The 15,238-nt window shown below is 69.5% G+C and carries 12 protein-coding genes; 5 read left to right on the plus strand and 7 right to left on the minus strand.

The window, feature by feature from the left end; all coding sequences use genetic code 11:
* Positions 1–45: 45 nt before the first annotated feature.
* Positions 46–2,766, minus strand: coding sequence for a pyruvate dehydrogenase (acetyl-transferring), homodimeric type (gene aceE, locus C693_RS0118040; RefSeq protein ID WP_017463684.1), 2,721 nt, complete (start codon positions 2,764–2,766; stop codon positions 46–48).
* A gap of 225 nt (positions 2,767–2,991) precedes the next feature.
* On the opposite strand from aceE, the gene C693_RS0118045 reads away from it, so the two are divergent.
* Both C693_RS0118045 and C693_RS22760 read left to right on the plus strand, forming a co-directional pair.
* A complete protein-coding gene (locus C693_RS0118045) occupies positions 2,992–3,942 on the plus strand; it encodes a glycosyltransferase family 2 protein (RefSeq protein WP_017463685.1) in 951 nt (316 codons plus the stop codon).
* Positions 3,939–5,561 (plus strand): glycosyltransferase family 87 protein, encoded by a 1,623-nt coding sequence (locus C693_RS22760; RefSeq protein ID WP_017463686.1) that lies wholly within the window; start codon positions 3,939–3,941, stop codon positions 5,559–5,561. The genes C693_RS0118045 and C693_RS22760 overlap by 4 nt, the downstream gene beginning before the upstream one ends.
* A gap of 72 nt (positions 5,562–5,633) precedes the next feature.
* Here the strand turns inward: C693_RS22760 and C693_RS0118055 are convergent, their stop codons facing one another.
* The 4 genes from C693_RS0118055 to rsgA all read right to left on the minus strand — a co-directional run bounded on the left by C693_RS0118055 (position 5,634) and on the right by rsgA (position 10,852).
* Positions 5,634–7,928 (minus strand): NADP-dependent malic enzyme, encoded by a 2,295-nt coding sequence (locus C693_RS0118055; protein WP_017463687.1) that lies wholly within the window; start codon positions 7,926–7,928, stop codon positions 5,634–5,636.
* 94 nt (positions 7,929–8,022) lie between these two features.
* On the minus strand, positions 8,023–9,297 hold the full coding sequence (locus C693_RS0118060) for a flavohemoglobin expression-modulating QEGLA motif protein (RefSeq protein WP_017463688.1): 1,275 nt from the start codon (positions 9,295–9,297) through the stop codon (positions 8,023–8,025).
* Positions 9,294–9,773, minus strand: a complete 480-nt coding sequence (locus tag C693_RS0118065) for a hypothetical protein (RefSeq protein ID WP_017463689.1) — start codon at positions 9,771–9,773, stop codon at positions 9,294–9,296. Before C693_RS0118065 ends, C693_RS0118060 begins: the two co-directional genes overlap by 4 nt.
* Before the next feature lie 23 nt (positions 9,774–9,796).
* Positions 9,797–10,852, minus strand: a complete 1,056-nt coding sequence (gene rsgA, locus C693_RS0118070; protein WP_017463690.1) for a ribosome small subunit-dependent GTPase A — start codon at positions 10,850–10,852, stop codon at positions 9,797–9,799.
* Positions 10,853–10,990: 138 nt separating this feature from the next.
* Between rsgA and C693_RS0118075 the strand changes: the two genes are divergently transcribed.
* From C693_RS0118075 to C693_RS0118085, 3 genes are all read left to right on the plus strand, one after another.
* Positions 10,991–12,235 (plus strand): aminotransferase class I/II-fold pyridoxal phosphate-dependent enzyme, encoded by a 1,245-nt coding sequence (locus C693_RS0118075; RefSeq protein ID WP_017463691.1) that lies wholly within the window; start codon positions 10,991–10,993, stop codon positions 12,233–12,235.
* 2 nt (positions 12,236–12,237) lie between these two features.
* Positions 12,238–12,840 (plus strand): SGNH/GDSL hydrolase family protein, encoded by a 603-nt coding sequence (locus C693_RS0118080; protein WP_017463692.1) that lies wholly within the window; start codon positions 12,238–12,240, stop codon positions 12,838–12,840.
* Positions 12,841–12,930: 90 nt separating this feature from the next.
* Entirely contained in the window at positions 12,931–13,788 is an 858-nt protein-coding gene (locus C693_RS0118085; protein WP_017463693.1) for a UDP-2,3-diacylglucosamine diphosphatase, read from the plus strand.
* Here the strand turns inward: C693_RS0118085 and C693_RS0118090 are convergent, their stop codons facing one another.
* Positions 13,789–14,574: an SDR family NAD(P)-dependent oxidoreductase gene (locus C693_RS0118090; protein WP_017463694.1), complete on the minus strand. Its 786-nt coding sequence runs from the start codon at positions 14,572–14,574 to the stop codon at positions 13,789–13,791.
* Positions 14,571–15,197: a TetR family transcriptional regulator gene (locus C693_RS0118095; protein ID WP_017463695.1), complete on the minus strand. Its 627-nt coding sequence runs from the start codon at positions 15,195–15,197 to the stop codon at positions 14,571–14,573. The genes C693_RS0118090 and C693_RS0118095 overlap by 4 nt, the downstream gene beginning before the upstream one ends.
* Between the last annotated feature and the right edge of the window lie 41 nt (positions 15,198–15,238).

A 15,238-nucleotide genomic window follows, 5' to 3' on the forward strand; every position in this document is an offset into this window, starting at 1 on the left:
AAAAAAGCCCGCCGGACGGCGGGCTTTTTGCTGGAGAAGAACCCGTCACTGGGTGATGGGATTCGGCTTCTCCGGGTCGAGCTTGTACTCCTTGATCGCGCGGGCCACGTCCTTGGCGTTGACCAGGCCATCCTTCGCCAGCGCGGCCAGCGCGGCATGGGCGATCCAGTAGCGGTCCACCTCGAAGAAGTCGCGCAGGTGGGCGCGGGTGTCCGAACGGCCGAAACCGTCGGTGCCCAGCACCGTGTAGCGCTTGCCCTCGGGGATGAAGGCACGGATCTGGTCGGCGAACTCGCGCACGTAGTCGGTCGCGGCCACCACCGGACCGGCGCGGTCCTGCAGCAGGCCGGTGACGTACGGCACGCGCTGCTCGGCTTCCGGATGCAGGCGGTTCCAGCGCTCGGCATCGAAACCGTCGCGACGCAGCTCGATGAAGCTGGGGCAGGACCAGATGTCGGCGTGCACGCCGAAATCCTTCTCCAGCAGCTCGGCGGCAGCGATCACCTCGCGCAGGATCGTGCCCGAGCCCAGCAGCTGCACGCACGGCGCCTTCGCCTTGCCCTTGCCCTTGCCGTTCCCGTTGGTCGACACGCCGCAGTCGCGGAACAGGTACATGCCCTTGATGATCCCTTCCTCGCAACCGGCCGGCATGTCCGGGTGCTGGTAGTTCTCGTTCATCACGGTCAGGTAGTAATAGACGTCCTCCTGCTCCTGCATCATCCGGCGCGTGCCGTCCTGCAGGATCACCGCCACCTCGTAGGAGAAGGTCGGGTCGTAGGACTTCACGTTCGGGATCGCACCGGACATCAGGTGCGAGTGGCCGTCCTCGTGCTGCAGGCCCTCGCCGTTGAGCGTGGTGCGGCCGGCGGTGCCGCCGACCAGGAAGCCGCGCGCGCGCATGTCGCCCGCCGCCCAGCACATGTCGCCGATGCGCTGGAAGCCGAACATCGAGTAGTAGATGAAGAACGGCAGCATCGCCACGTTGGAGATGCTGTAGCTGGTGGCCGCCGCCATCCAGGCGCCCATGCCGCCGGCCTCGGAGATGCCTTCCTGCAGCACTTGGCCTTTGATGTCCTCGCGGTAGTACAGCAGCTGGTCGGCATCCTGCGGGCGGTACTTCTGGCCGAACGGCGCATAGATGCCGATCTGCCGGAACATGCCCTCCATGCCGAAGGTGCGCGCCTCGTCGGCGACGATCGGCACCACGCGCTCACCCAGCTGCTTGTCGCGCAGCAGCAGGTTCATGCCGCGCACCAGCGCCATGGTGGTAGAGATCTCGCGCTCGCCCGAGCCCTTGGTGATCTGCTCGAAAGCCGACAGTTCCGGCGCCGTGATCTTCTGGTCGGCCTTGCGGCGGCGCTGCGGCAGCGATCCGCCCAGCGCCTTGCGACGCTCGAGCATGTACTGCACTTCCGGCGAATCCTTGCCCGGGTGGTAGTACGGCACGTCGGCCAGCTTGTCGTCCGGCACCGGGATGTTGAAGCGGTCGCGGAAGTGGCGCACCGCATCGGCGTCGAGCTTCTTCTGCTGGTGGGTCGGGTTCTGCGACTCGCCGGCCGCACCCATGCCGTAGCCCTTGACCGTCTTGGCCAGGATCACCGTCGGCATGCCCTTGGTGTTCACCGCCTGGTGGTAGGCCGCGTACACCTTGTGCGGGTCATGGCCGCCGCGGTTCAGGCGCCAGATGTCGTCGTCGGACAGGTTGGCGACCAGCTGCGCGGTCTCGGGGTACTTGTTGAAGAAGTGCTCGCGCGTGTACTTGCCGCCGAACGCCTTGCACGCCTGGTACTCGCCGTCGACGGTTTCCATCATCAGCTTGCGCAGCTGGCCGGAGGTGTCACGCGCCAGGAGCGGATCCCAGTAGCTGCCCCAGACCACCTTGATGGCGTTCCAGCCGGCGCCGCGGAATACGCCCTCCAGCTCCTGGATGATCTTGCCGTTGCCGCGCACCGGGCCGTCCAGGCGCTGCAGGTTGCAGTTGATCACGAAGATCAGGTTGTCCAGGCCCTCGCGGCCGGCCAGCGCGATCGCGCCCAGGCTCTCCGGCTCGTCGGTCTCGCCGTCGCCGAGGAAGCACCAGATCTTGCGATCGGACTTCGGGATCAGGCCGCGGTGCTCGAGGTACTTCCAGAACTGCGCCTGGTAGATCGCCTGGATCGGACCCAGACCCATCGATACCGTCGGCACCTGCCAGTAGTCCGGCATCAGCCACGGATGCGGGTAGGACGACAGGCCGCGGCCCTTGCCCACCACTTCCATGCGGAACAGGTCCATCTGCTCTTCGCCGATGCGGCCTTCCAGGAAGGAGCGTGCATACACACCGGGGCTGGAATGGCCCTGGTGGAACACCAGGTCGCCCGGGTGATCGGCGCTGGGCGCGCGCCAGAAATGGTTGAAGCCCACGTCGTACAGCGTGGCCGAGGAGGCGAAGCTGGCGATATGGCCGCCCAGCTCGCCTGGCTTGCGGTTGGCGCGCACCACCATCGCCATCGCGTTCCAGCGGATCAGGGTGCGGATGCGCCATTCCATGGTGGCGTCGCCCGGCGACTTGGCCTCGTTCTGCGGCGCGATGGTGTTGACGTACTCGGTGGTCGGGTCGAACGGCAGGTAGCCGCCGGCGCGCCGCGTGGAGTCGACCATCTTTTCCAGCAGGTAATGCGCGCGTTCGGTGCCGTCATGGCTGATCACCGCATTGAGCGATTCGATCCACTCGCTGGTTTCGGTGGGATCGATGTCCTGATGGAGGATGTCGTCGAGCTGATCCATGGGGATTGGGTCTCCGCAGCGTCAGGGGATACGCCGCCGTAGGGGGTATGAACGCCGCCCGGACGGGCCGATAGCCTTCCGAGTCTATCGCCAATGACGCAGCGCGCCAATGCGATACGCCGGCGGATGGCCGTCCAAACCCGCATGAAAGCAGGGGTGGCGGGTTGTTTTCGTGGATTTGCGATACTTCCCCGCTCGCCGGAACACAGCCATCAAGGGAATGACATGGGAAATCCCGTCTCGCCGACCATCGCCGTTCTCGTGCCCTGCCACAACGAGGGCGTGGCGATCGGGCGCGTCGTCGCCGACTTCCGGCAGGCCCTGCCGCAGGCCACGGTCTATGTCTACGACAACAATTCCACCGACGACACGCGGGCGAAGGCCGCCGCCGCGGGCGCGGTCGTGCGCACGGAGCGGCTGCAGGGCAAGGGGCATGTGGTGCGCCGCATGTTTGCCGACGTCGAGGCCGACATCTATGTGCTGGTGGACGGCGATGCCACCTACGACGCCGCCGCTGCACCGGCGATGATCGGGCTGCTGCGCAGCGACGGGCTGGACATGGTGGTGGGCAGCCGCCACACCGACGAGGCCACGGCCTACCGACAGGGTCACCGCTTCGGCAACCGTCTGCTGACCGGCCTTACCTCGTGGCTGTTCGGCCGCTCCTTCAGCGATATCCTGTCCGGCTACCGGGTGTTTTCACGACGCTTCGTGCGCTCCTGCCCGCCCCTGTCCGGCGGCTTCGAGGTCGAGACCGAGCTGGCCGTCCATGCGCTCGAGCTGCGACTGCCGGTGACCGAAGTCCCTACCCGCTACGGCAGCCGCATGGCCGGATCGCACAGCAAGCTCAACACGTGGAGGGACGGCTGGCGGATCCTGATGACGATCGTGCGGCTGGCCAAGAACGCCCGGCCACTGCTGTTCTTTTCCAGCCTGGCCGGGCTGGCCGTCGCGACCGCCGTGGTACTGGCCGTGCCGCTGATCACCACCTTCGTGCAGACCGGGCTGGTGCCACGCTTCCCCACCGCCATCCTGTGCGCCTCGCTGGTGGTGCTCGGCTCGGTGTTCCTGGCCTGCGGCCTGATCCTCGATACCGTGACCGTCGGGCGGCGGGAGCAAAAATGGCTGGCCTATCTGGCCTGCGACCGGCTTCCCGCGACCACCGACGCCGCATGACCGCGCCACGCCGGAAGCATCTGGACGAGCGCTGGCCCGGGGTGCTCGGCAGCTGCCTCGCCGCCGGCGCCCTGCTCGCCCTGTGCCTCGGGCAGGATGCGAGCTGGGACCTGCGCAACTATCACCTGTACAACGCCTGGGCCTGGCTGAACGGACGGGAGGCGATCGACATCGCCGCGGCGGGGCTGCAGAGCTGGTTCAATCCCGCGCTCGATCTGCCTTACTACCTGCTGGCAACCGGTCCGTTGCAGCATGCTCCGCGCTGGCTGGCGGCGCTGCAGGGGCTGTGGTTCGGCCTGCTGGCGTTTCTGGTATTCCGCATTGCCGCCACTCTCGCGCACCTGCAGCGACGACGCTTCGGCCCGGCCGACGCGGTCGCCGTGGCCATCGGCGTCACCGGCACGATGGCGGTATCGCAGACCGGCCTGACCACCAACGAGCTGCCGACCGCCTGCCTGGTACTGGCCGGCATCGCGCTGCTGCTGCACGCGCTCGGCAAACCCGACGGGCCACCCTGGCGAACCTTGTTGCTGGCCGGCCTGTGTACCGGGCTGGCTGCGGGGCTCAAGCCGACGGCGATCGTCTATCCGGTGGCCGCCGGGTTCGCCGCAGCGGCCACGTTGCGTCCATGGCGATCCGCCGGACGCAGCTTCTTCGCGCTGGCACTGGGCGGCGGCAGCGGCTTCCTGCTGGCCTACGGATGGTGGGGCTGGCATCTGTACCAGAGCATCGGCGACCCGGCGTTCCCGATGTTCAACCAATGGTTTCACTCGCCCTGGGCACCCGCCGCCAGCATGACCGATACGCGCTTCCTGCCCCGCAGTCCCGGGCAGTGGCTGGCCTATCCGTTCTACTGGCTTCACCGCAACCAGGCCCTGGTGACCGAGGTGCGGTTCGCCGACCCCCGCTATGCATTGGCCTTTCTTGCGGTGCTGGCGCTGCCAGCCCTGCGCCTGCGGAGCAGGCGCGACCCGCTGGGTGCACCTGCGCTGGGCTTTCTGGCGGCGTTCTGGGCGCTGGCCTACCTGCAATGGCTGGGACTGTTCTCGATCCTGCGCTACGCGATCCCACTGGAGTCCCTTTCCGGCGTGCTGGCGCTGGGCGTCCTGCGCCATGCCTGGCCCGATCCCGATGGGGGCTTCTCCAGAGCCGCTCGCCGCGGCATCTGGGCATGCGCATTGCTCTGCCTTGCACTGACGCACTATCCGAACTGGGGTCGCGTACCGTTCTCGCACCAGCCGGTCGAGGTGACCGCTCCCAGACTGCCGGCGCACAGCCTGGTGATGCTGGTGGGGATGCCGCTGGCTTACCTGCCACCGCTGTTGCCGCACGATCCTGACGCGCGCTACGTGGGCCTGAACTGGTTCACTGATGCGACACGCGGCTACCGCCTGTATGACGCGATCGAGCAGGCGGTGCGGACACACAAGGGGCCGCGCTACGCGCTGCTCAGCCCGGATGCCACCGTCCGGGATCAGGACATGCTCGGACGGCTCCTGCCGGGCTACCGGATGGACGACTGCCGACCCGTGACCACCAACCTCGAGCGGGACCGGCACGGCCGCCCACCGCCCCATCCGGTCGAGCTGTGCCGCATGGTACCGGCCGCCCCCGGCTGACGGTCGCATTGGAAACGAAAGGCCCCGGTCACTGTAAGGGCGACCGGGGCCGGAACAGGCAGCGCTGGGCGCTCAGCCGCGCCGATCGCCCTGCGCGGCGCGGATCTGCGCATCCACCGCGGCCACCGCGGTCATGTTGACCACGCGGCGCGCGGTGGAAGCCGGGGTGAGGATGTGCGCGGCCTTGTCCACGCCCATCAGGATCGGGCCGATCGCGACGCCGTCGGTCATCACCCGCACCATGTTGTAGACGATGTTGGCGGCATCGAGGTTGGGCAGCACGAACAGGTTGGCGCGGCCGGTCAGCGTGGTGTGCGGGAACATCCGCCGGCGCAGGACTTCGTCCCAGGCGGTGTCGGCCTGCATCTCGCCGTCCATCTCCAGCTTCGGATAGCGCTCCCTGAGGATCTGGTAGACCTTGCGCATCTTCGCCGCGCTGGCGTTCTCGTGGCTGCCGTAGTTGGAATGCGACAGCAGCGCCACCTTCGGCTCGATGCCGAACAGCTTCAGGCGGTAACTGGCCTGCAGCGTGGCCTCGGCGATCTGCTCGGCGGTCGGGTCGCACTGCACGTGGGTGTCGACGAAGAACCAGGCGCCGCGGTCGTTGATCACCGCCGACATCGCCGAGGTGCACTGCACGCCCGGGTCCAGTCCGAACACGCTGCGCAGGTAGCCGAGCTTCTTGTGGTAGCGCCCGACCAGACCGCAGATCATCGCGTCCGCCTCGCCGCGCTCGACCATCATCGCGGCGATCAGCGTGTGCCGCGAGCGCATCAGGTTCTTCGCCGCGGCGGGAGTCACGCCGCGGCGTTCGGTCAGCGTGTGGTACTGCTGCCAGTAGTCGTTGAAGCGCGGGTCGTCGTGGATGTTGGTGAGCTCGAAATCCACCCCCTGGCGCAGGCGCAGGCCGAGGCGCTGGATGCGCGCCTCGATCACGTCCGGGCGGCCGATCAGGATCGGGTGGGCCAGCTTCTCGTCGACCACGGTCTGCACCGCGCGCAGCACCACCTCTTCCTCGCCCTCGGCGTAGGCCACACGCTTGCGGTCGGCGCGGGCACGCTCGTACACCGGCTTCATGATCAGGCTGGTGCGGTAAATGAACTGGCCGAGCTTCTCGCGGTAGGCGTCCATGTCGGCGATCGGCCGGGTGGCCACGCCCGAGTCCATCGCCGCCTGCGCCACCGCCGGCGCCAGCATCACCAGCAGGCGCGGGTCGAACGGGCGCGGGATCAGGTAGTCCGGACCGAACGAGGGATTGTCCTCGCCGTAGGCGCTGCCCAGGTCCGCCGCCTCCTCGCGCGCCAGCTGCGCGATGGCGCGCACGCAGGCCAGCTTCATCGCCTCGTTGATGCCGGTGGCGCCCACGTCCAGCGCGCCGCGGAAGATGTACGGGAAGCAGAGCGCGTTGTTGACCTGGTTCGGGTAATCCGAGCGGCCGGTGGCGATGATGCAGTCCGGCCGCACCGCCTTGGCGTCGGCCGGCGAGATCTCCGGGTTCGGGTTGGCCAGCGCAAGGATCACCGGCTTGTCGGCCATGGTGGCGACCATCTCCGGCTTGAGGATGCCGCCGGCCGAGAGACCCAGGAACACGTCGGCACCGGCGACGATGTCGGCCAGCGTACGCTTGTCGGTATCGCGGGCGTAGCGTGCCTTGTCCGGATCGAGGTGGTCGCGGCCGGTGTAGAGCACGCCCTCGCGGTCGTAGGCGAGGATGTTCTCGGGCTTGAGACCCAGCGCCACCAGCATGTCCAGGCAGGCGATGCCGGCCGCACCGGCGCCGGCGGTGGCCAGCTTCACGTCCTCGATCTTCTTGCCGACCACTTCCAGCGCGTTGAGCACCGCGGCACCGACGATGATCGCGGTGCCGTGCTGGTCGTCGTGGAACACCGGGATCTTCATCCGCTCGCGCAGCTTGCGCTCGACGATGAAGCACTCCGGCGCCTTGATGTCTTCCAGGTTGATGCCGCCGAAGGTCGGCTCCATCGCCGCGATGATCTCGACCAGCTTGTCCGGGTCGCGCTCGTTGAGCTCGATGTCGAACACGTCGATGCCGGCGAACTTCTGGAACAGCACGCCCTTGCCTTCCATCACCGGCTTGCCGGCAAGCGGACCGATGTCGCCCAGGCCCAGCACCGCCGTGCCGTTGGTGATCACCGCCACCAGATTGCCGCGCGCGGTCAGCTCACTGGCCGCATTGGGGTTCTCCACGATGGCCTCGCAGGCGTAGGCCACGCCGGGCGAGTAGGCCAGCGCCAGGTCACGCTGGGTAACCATCGGCTTGGTCGCGCTGACCTTGATTTTGCCGGGCGGGCACAGCCGGTGGTATTCGAGCGCGGCGTGCTTGAGTTCCTCGGGGGGATTGGCCATGGGAGCGGGTCGGTTTACCGGGGGACGAAGAGGCGCGCATGGTAGCACCGCGATCCTTGCCGGCCGCTGTGCGGCGCCGCACCGGAGCGGCAGGTCACAGGCCCAGCGACAGTTCCTCGGCCTGCACCCGGCCCATGTGGATGCGGTTGACGAACAGCGAAAACGCCAGCTTGCCGGCGAGGCCGTGTACGTGCTGCATCCACGGCGGCAACCAGCGCGGCGCGACGATCGCGCCCGAGGTGAAATGCGGTTCGAGCGAGATCACATCGTGCAGCGCCAGCTTGCCGGCGAAAAGGTGGCGCAGCAGGTCCATCCGGCGCTGCCTCAGCGCCCAGCGGAAGAACGTGTGCACGGCGAGCAATCCGGACAGGTACACATTGTCCTTGGCGAACGCCGCGCCGCCGGTGGGCGGCACGCCGCGGAACACGCGCTGGGCCGAGTGGAAGCTGTCCGCCACGCTCTGGCCCCGCTCCAGGAAGAAGCGGTAGACCTCGACGAAATCCGCCCCGCGCAGGGCCATGTCGATCGCCAGGATGCGCAGGCTGATGCGCTTCAGGCGCGAGATGTCGATGGCGCCGGACATCAGCTCGGCGAATACCGCCAGCCCCTCCTGGGTGGCCGTGACCCGCGGCGAGGTGCGAGCCAGCGAGGCCAGCAACGGTTGCGCACGGCCGTTCAGGGCAGTCAGCGAGTGGACGTAAGCCTCGTGCGCCAGCAACTGGTGACGGTCGTAGTCGGTGAACGTGGTGCCGCCGCGCAGCCGGATGCGGGTCGCCCCGGCCGCCGCCTTGGCGGTGAGCTCCGGATCCACTTCCACCGCAATCACACCTGCGCCGAAGAACCCATCCAGGGTCTGCGCGAGGTCGCCGCGCAACTGCTCCGCCGCGATGGTCCCGGCGACCTCGTCGGCCAGCAGATCGGCACCCAGTTCGTCGGCGAGGTCGACGAAGTAGCGGGCGGCGTCGAGGTTGCTCTTGCTGCTGCCCGGGATCAGGTCGCCCGGATGGCCATACAGCACGATCGACGGCGCGGTGACCCCTGCCGTACCCGCCGCCTCGAGCATTTCGGCGGCGATTCGCCACGACTCGGCGGTGCGACAGAGGTAGTCGCCCAGCGGATCCTCATGTCCCGCCTCGCGCTCGATCGCCACCAGCTCCGCACGGGCCGCCGAGAGGTCCGGCGGTGCATAAGGCAACTGCGGCAGGGCCAGCCGGCCGGCCGCGTAGTCGCCGATCATGCGGTCCTCGAGCGACGCCGGCCAGGCGACCGTAGGCAGGATGCGGATCGGCCGCACCGCGGCCAGCAGGCGCTGGTCGAGCGCGGCGTAGCGCGCCAGCCCCTCCGGAATGCCCGGTGGCGACGGATTCACGCGGAGCGCTGCCGCAGGGCGTCGATGCGACGGATCAGGTCCATCGCCACGGGATTGGGCTTGAAGCTGCGGAAGAGGCCGCGCGGCCCGACCGGAACGAAACTCACCGAATCACCCAGCCGCGCGTCGGGCTGCCGCAGCATCAGGGTGACCCGCGGCGGATTGACCATGGTGGTCGCGTTGACATTCATTATCCGCAGCAAGGGAATGCGCGTGCGCTCGCCGCGCTGGACGACGACCACCTGGTCGCCATCGAGCCAGACCTCGTCGACCAGGTCGAACACCAGCTTGCGCATCAGCACATAGCCGAAGCCCATCATGAACAGCGGGACGACCATCACGACCGGCGGCGGCACCTTGTCGCCCCCTCCCGGCTGCAGCCAGGCAATCCCCAGGAAGACGGTCAGCAGACCGAACCAGAGCAGCGGAAACGCCCGCTTGTACCAGACGGTGCCCGCGGAGGAGAGTCGCTGCATGAAGGCGCGCCGCCGATGCGCGCTCAGTCGCGCTCGCGCTGGCCGCGATGGCCATGCGGGCGGTCGATCGGCCGGCCGCCGCGCTGGCGGCGCAGGCGTGCCTCGAGCGTGGCGGCCTGGTCTTCGCGCTCGTCGCGCAGCTTCAGGTAGTTGCGCCAGCGCTCGGCGGACAGCCCGCCGTTGTCCAGCGCCTCCTGCACCGCGCAACCCGGCTCGCTGCCGTGGCCGCAGTCCGCGAAACGGCACAGCTCGGCCAGCTCGTCGATATCGGCGAACAGGTCCAGGTTCTCGTCGCCGGTGAGCTTCAGCTCGCGCATGCCCGGCGTATCGATCAGGCAGCCACCGGTCGGCAGCTGCAGCAGGGCGCGATGGGTGGTGGTGTGACGTCCACGACTGTCATGGGCGCGCACGGCACTGGTCGCCATGCGGTCCACACCCAGCAGGGTGTTGGTGAGCGTGGACTTGCCCGCTCCGGACGAGCCGACCAGCACCGCGCTGTCTCCCGGCCGCAGATATTCCGCCAGCACGGCAATGCTGGCCGGATCCTTGCCGTTGATGGCATGCATCGGCACCTCACCGGGCAGGCGTCCACGCAACTCGGCGACGCGATCGGCCGCATCGTCGGTGAGGTCCAGCTTGCTCAGCAGCACCACCGGACGGGCACCGGAATCCTCGATCAGCGACAGGTAGCGCTCGATCCTCGATGGGTTGAAATCGCCATCCAGGCCAGTGAGCACCAGCACGTAGTCGATGTTGGTGGCGATCACCTGACGCTCGTAACGCTCGCCGGCGGCCGCCCGCGAGAGCACGGTGCGCCGCGGCAACACCTTCTGGATATGCGGCGGGGATCCCGGCTCGAACTCGACGAAATCGCCCACCGCCGGCCGCTCGGCAGGATCCAGCCCGCGCTTGAGGAAATGTCCGGCCGGCTGGGCACCGAACAGGTGCTCGCCATCGTGCAACTCGTAGCCGGCACGGTGCTGGGCCACCACGCGGGCCAGCCGCAATCCACCGGAGGGGAGGGAGTCGCCGCGCCAGCCGATATGGCGCAGTCGGTCGATTAGGGTGGCTTCGCTCATGGGGCCCGATTATGCCCGGCCCCCGATCGGGCCGATATCCGACTCTTGGCTGGCCCACACGGGCCGCCCGGTCGCTGTTAGCATGCCTGCACCGCCGGCCGCAAGCGCCGGTGCAGCAAAGCACAGGAACCTACGTCGTTGGCCCCGATCAAACCCAGCCCGCATCTTTCCAACGTGCGCTACGAGATCCGTGGCGCGCTGACCCGCCGCGCCCGCGAGATGGAGGCCGAAGGCCTGCCGATCATCAAGCTCAACATCGGCAACCCGGCCCGCTACGGCTTCCAGACGCCGCCCCACCTGCGCGAAGCCATCGCCGCCAAGCTCACCGAGAGCGAGGCGTATGGCCATGAGCAGGGTCTGGAGGAGGCGCGCGCCGCCATCGCCGACCTGCAGCGCGCCCGGGGCGCGCGCGGCGTGGACATGGACCGGGTGTTCATCGGCAACGGCGTCAGCGAGCTGATCGACATCAGTCTGCGCGCCCTGCTGCAGCCGGGTGACGAGGTACTGCTGCCCAGCCCGGACTACCCGCTGTGGAGCGCCGCGACCATCCTCAACGGCGGCAAGCCGCGCTATTACCGCTGCCTGCCGGAGAACGGCCACCAGCCGGACCCGGCGGAGATCGAGAGCCTGATCACCCCGCGCACCCGCGCGCTGGTGCTGATCAACCCGAACAATCCCACCGGCGCGGTCTACCCGCGCGAGCTGCTCGAGCAGCTGGTGGCGATCGCCGCGCGACACCGCCTGCTGCTGCTGTGCGACGAGATCTACGACGAGATCCTCTACGACGGCGCCGTGTTCCAGCCGCTGGCGGAGGTCGCCGGCGACGTGCCCTGCGTGAGCTTCGGCGGCCTGTCCAAGGTGCACCGCGCCTGCGGCTATCGGGTCGGCTGGATGAGCTTGTCCGGCGAGCCGGCACGCACGGCGGAGTACCGCGACGCGCTGCAGCTGCTCGCTGCGCTGCGCCTGTGCGCCAACGCCACGGCCCAGTGGGCGGTGGTACCGGCGCTGCAGGGCGCGCCGACCATCCAGGCGCTGACCGCGCCCGGCGGGCGGCTGCACGAAGCGCGTCGAGCGGTGATCGAAGGCGTGGCGGCCAGCGATTACCTGGAACTGGCCGCCCCCGACGGTGCGCTCTACGCGTTCCCTGGCGTGCGCGCCGACCGCCTGCCGGTGTTCGACGATGGCGCGTTCGCGCTGCGCCTGCTCGAGCAGGAGTCGGTGCTGGTGGTGCCGGGCGCGAGCTTCAACGTGCCGGCGAGCCGGCAGTTCCGCCTCACCCTGCTGCCGCAGCCGGACGAGTTGCGCGAGGTGTTCGTGCGGATCGAGCGCGTGCTCGCTGCCATGGCTGCCGAGCAGCCGGCCCGCGCGGCCGCCGTCGCCTGACGGTGGCCGCGCGATTCCTCGCCCTGGGCGACTCCTACACCATCGGCGAGGGCGTTCCGGAGGCCGGCCGCTGGCCGGTGCAGCTGGTCGCCCATCTCACCACCGCCGGGATCCCGGTGGAGGCACCGCGCATCGTCGCCGTGACCGGCTGGACCACGGATGAGCTGGCCGCCGGGATGGACGCCGCCGCGCTGCCGCCGGGCTGGGACCTGGTGACCCTGCTGGTCGGCGTGAACAACCAGTACCGCGGTCGCGGCGAGGACGAATACCGGCGGGAGTTCACCGGCCTGCTCGCGCGGGCGGTGGCGCTGGCGGACGGACAGGCGGGCCGCGTGGTGGTGGTGTCGATCCCGGACTGGGGCGTGACGCGCTTCGCGCGCGAGTCGGGACGCGACCGCGCGGCGATCGGTGCGGCGCTGGACCGGTTCAACGCCATCGCGTGCGCCGAGGCCGGCGCGGTGGGGGCAGCGTTCGTCGACATCACCGACCTCACGCGCGCCCATCCGGACGAGCTTGCCGACGACGGCCTGCACCCTGATGCCCGGCAGTACGCCCGCTGGATCGCGCGCATCGCTCCCGCCGCCCGGACCGCGCTGGCCACCTGAGGCCGCAACCGGGCTGCAACCTCGCCGCCATCGCGCGGTGATCCGCGCGACGAATACTGGCGCCCCGGGCAACCACCGGGAACCGCCGCCATGGCCACGCTCCGCTGCCGCAGCGCCTTCATCTCCGACGTGCACCTGGGCACGCCCGACTGCAAGGCGCGCTACCTGCTCGACTTCCTCCGCCAGCTCCGCTGCGACAAGCTCTACCTGGTCGGCGACATCATCGACCTGGAGGCGCTGGGCAAGCGCATGTGGTGGCATGCCGACCACGGCGCAGTGATCGCCGAGATCCTCGACCTGGCGCGGCGCGGTGTCGAGGTCACCTACATCCCCGGCAACCACGATGCCGCCCTGCGCGGGCTGGCCGGCCAGGACTTCGGCGGCGTGCGCATCGCGCTGGATGCGGTGCACGAGGGCGCCGACGGGCGCCGCTACCGGGTCAGCCACGGCGACGAGTACGACCCCGAGCACGTCGGCCGCGGCTGGATGCTGCACCTGGGCGAAGCGATGCACCGCTTCATCTGCTGGAGCAACCGGCGGGTCAACGCGTGGCGGCGCCGGATGGATCTGCCCTACCTGCCACTGTCGATCATCGTGAAGTCGCACGTTGGCAAGGCTCTGGCCTACATCCGCGCCTACGAGGAGCGCGTGGCCGGGGATGCCCGCGAGCGGGGCTTCGACGGGCACATCTGCGGCCACATCCACTTCGGCCAGGTGCGCGAGATGGACGGGCTGCTCTACCTCAACGACGGCGACTGGGTCGAGCACTGCACGGCTCTGGTCGAGGACCACACCGGCGCGATGGAGCTGATCCACTGGAGCGAGCAGCCGACCCAGCTCGGGCGCGCCAGCCGCGAGCTGGTGCTGCCGACGCCGGCCGCGGCGCTGGCGCTGGCACCCCTGGCCCGACGCCAGCGCAGCCTGGAAGAACTCCGACCCGCAGCCTGATCAGTTGCGCATCAGCTGACCTGCGACCCGCGCGGCCAGGCGGCGCGGCATGAAGCGTGTGCCCTGGGCCATCAGTGCATTGACCCAGCCGGTGATGACGCCGCTGCGCCCACGTAGCATCGCCGCGACACCCTCGCGGGCCACTGCGGGCGCCTGCATGCGCGTGAGGCGCTGGTACCAGGTGGCTTTCTGCCCGGAGACGTCGAGGAACTGCGTGGCGGTGACGCCCGGGGACACCACCGTGCAGCGGACGCCCGTACCGCGCAGCTCGGCGTCCACGGCATAGCTGAATTCGAGCACGTAGCTCTTCGCCGCCGCGTAGGCCGCGTAGTACGGCGTGGGCTGGAACGCACCAGTGGAAGCGACCTGCAGCACGCGGCCGAAGCCGCGCTCGCGCATTGCCGGCAGCAGCAGCCGGGTGAGGTGGGTCAGCGCCAGCACGTCCACCGCGAGCATGCTTTCCAGCCGTTCCCACGGCGTATCCGCGAACGCACCGAACACGCCGAACCCGGCGTTGTTCACCAGTACATCGACGGCAATGCGGTCGGCGGCCAGTCCGGTGGCCAGCGCCTCGCGGGCTGCCGCGTCCGACAGGTCGGCCGGCCGGACGTGGACGGTGCGTCCGGCCTCGCGCAGTTCCCGTGCCAGCGCCTGCATCGGCGGCTCGCTGCGGGCGACGAGGACGAGGTCGGCGCCGCGCCGCGCCAGTTCGCGCGCGAACTCGATGCCCAGTCCGCTGGAGGCGCCGGTGACCAGGGCAGTCCGGCCGTGCAGTGACGAAATCATGGTGGAGTCTCCCGGGCGGCCTCGAGGCCGCGGATCAGTGCCCGCAGCAGGGCGCGCAGTTCGGTGGAAAAGTCGATCAGGAAGCCGGCCAGTGCCGCGTCGGCGCGCAGGGCCTGGTGCAGTGCCGGCGCCGGCGCGGCCATCTGCGCCAATCCGGGCGCCACCGCCTGGAGCCAGAGCAGCAGCCGCGTACCCTGCCCCGGCGCCAACGCCAGGGTGCGGTCCAGTGTCGCGCCGGTGGCGGCGACCCGGGCCAGCAGCGAGCGCTTGAAGTCGAGCACGTCGGCCACCGGCACGTTGGCCTCCAGCACCACGTGCAGCAGTGCGGCCAGGCGCAGGAACATCGGCCGTGCCGACAGTTCGTCGGCGACCGCGTCCACCCACGATGTCGCCGTCGGCACGCCGTCCGCCAGCCGGGCGTCGAGAGCGTCGAACCAGGCCTGGTAGTGCTCGGCCAGCAGCGCCAGGAACAGGGCTTCGCGGGTCGGGAAGTACAGGTAGGTGGTGCCCTTGGCCACATCGGCGGCCGCGGCCACCGCGCCCATGGTGATCGACTCGTAGGGCCGGTGCTCGAGCAGGCGCAGCGCGGCGGCGAGCAGGTCGCGCCGGCGGCGTTCCTTCATCGCTTCGTCCACCGCCCGGCGGCCGCGGCCCAGCGGGCATG

Source organism: Dyella ginsengisoli LA-4 (assembly GCF_000334915.1).
In the GTDB taxonomy this organism is placed as follows: Bacteria; Pseudomonadota; Gammaproteobacteria; order Xanthomonadales; family Rhodanobacteraceae; genus Dyella_A; species Dyella_A ginsengisoli_A.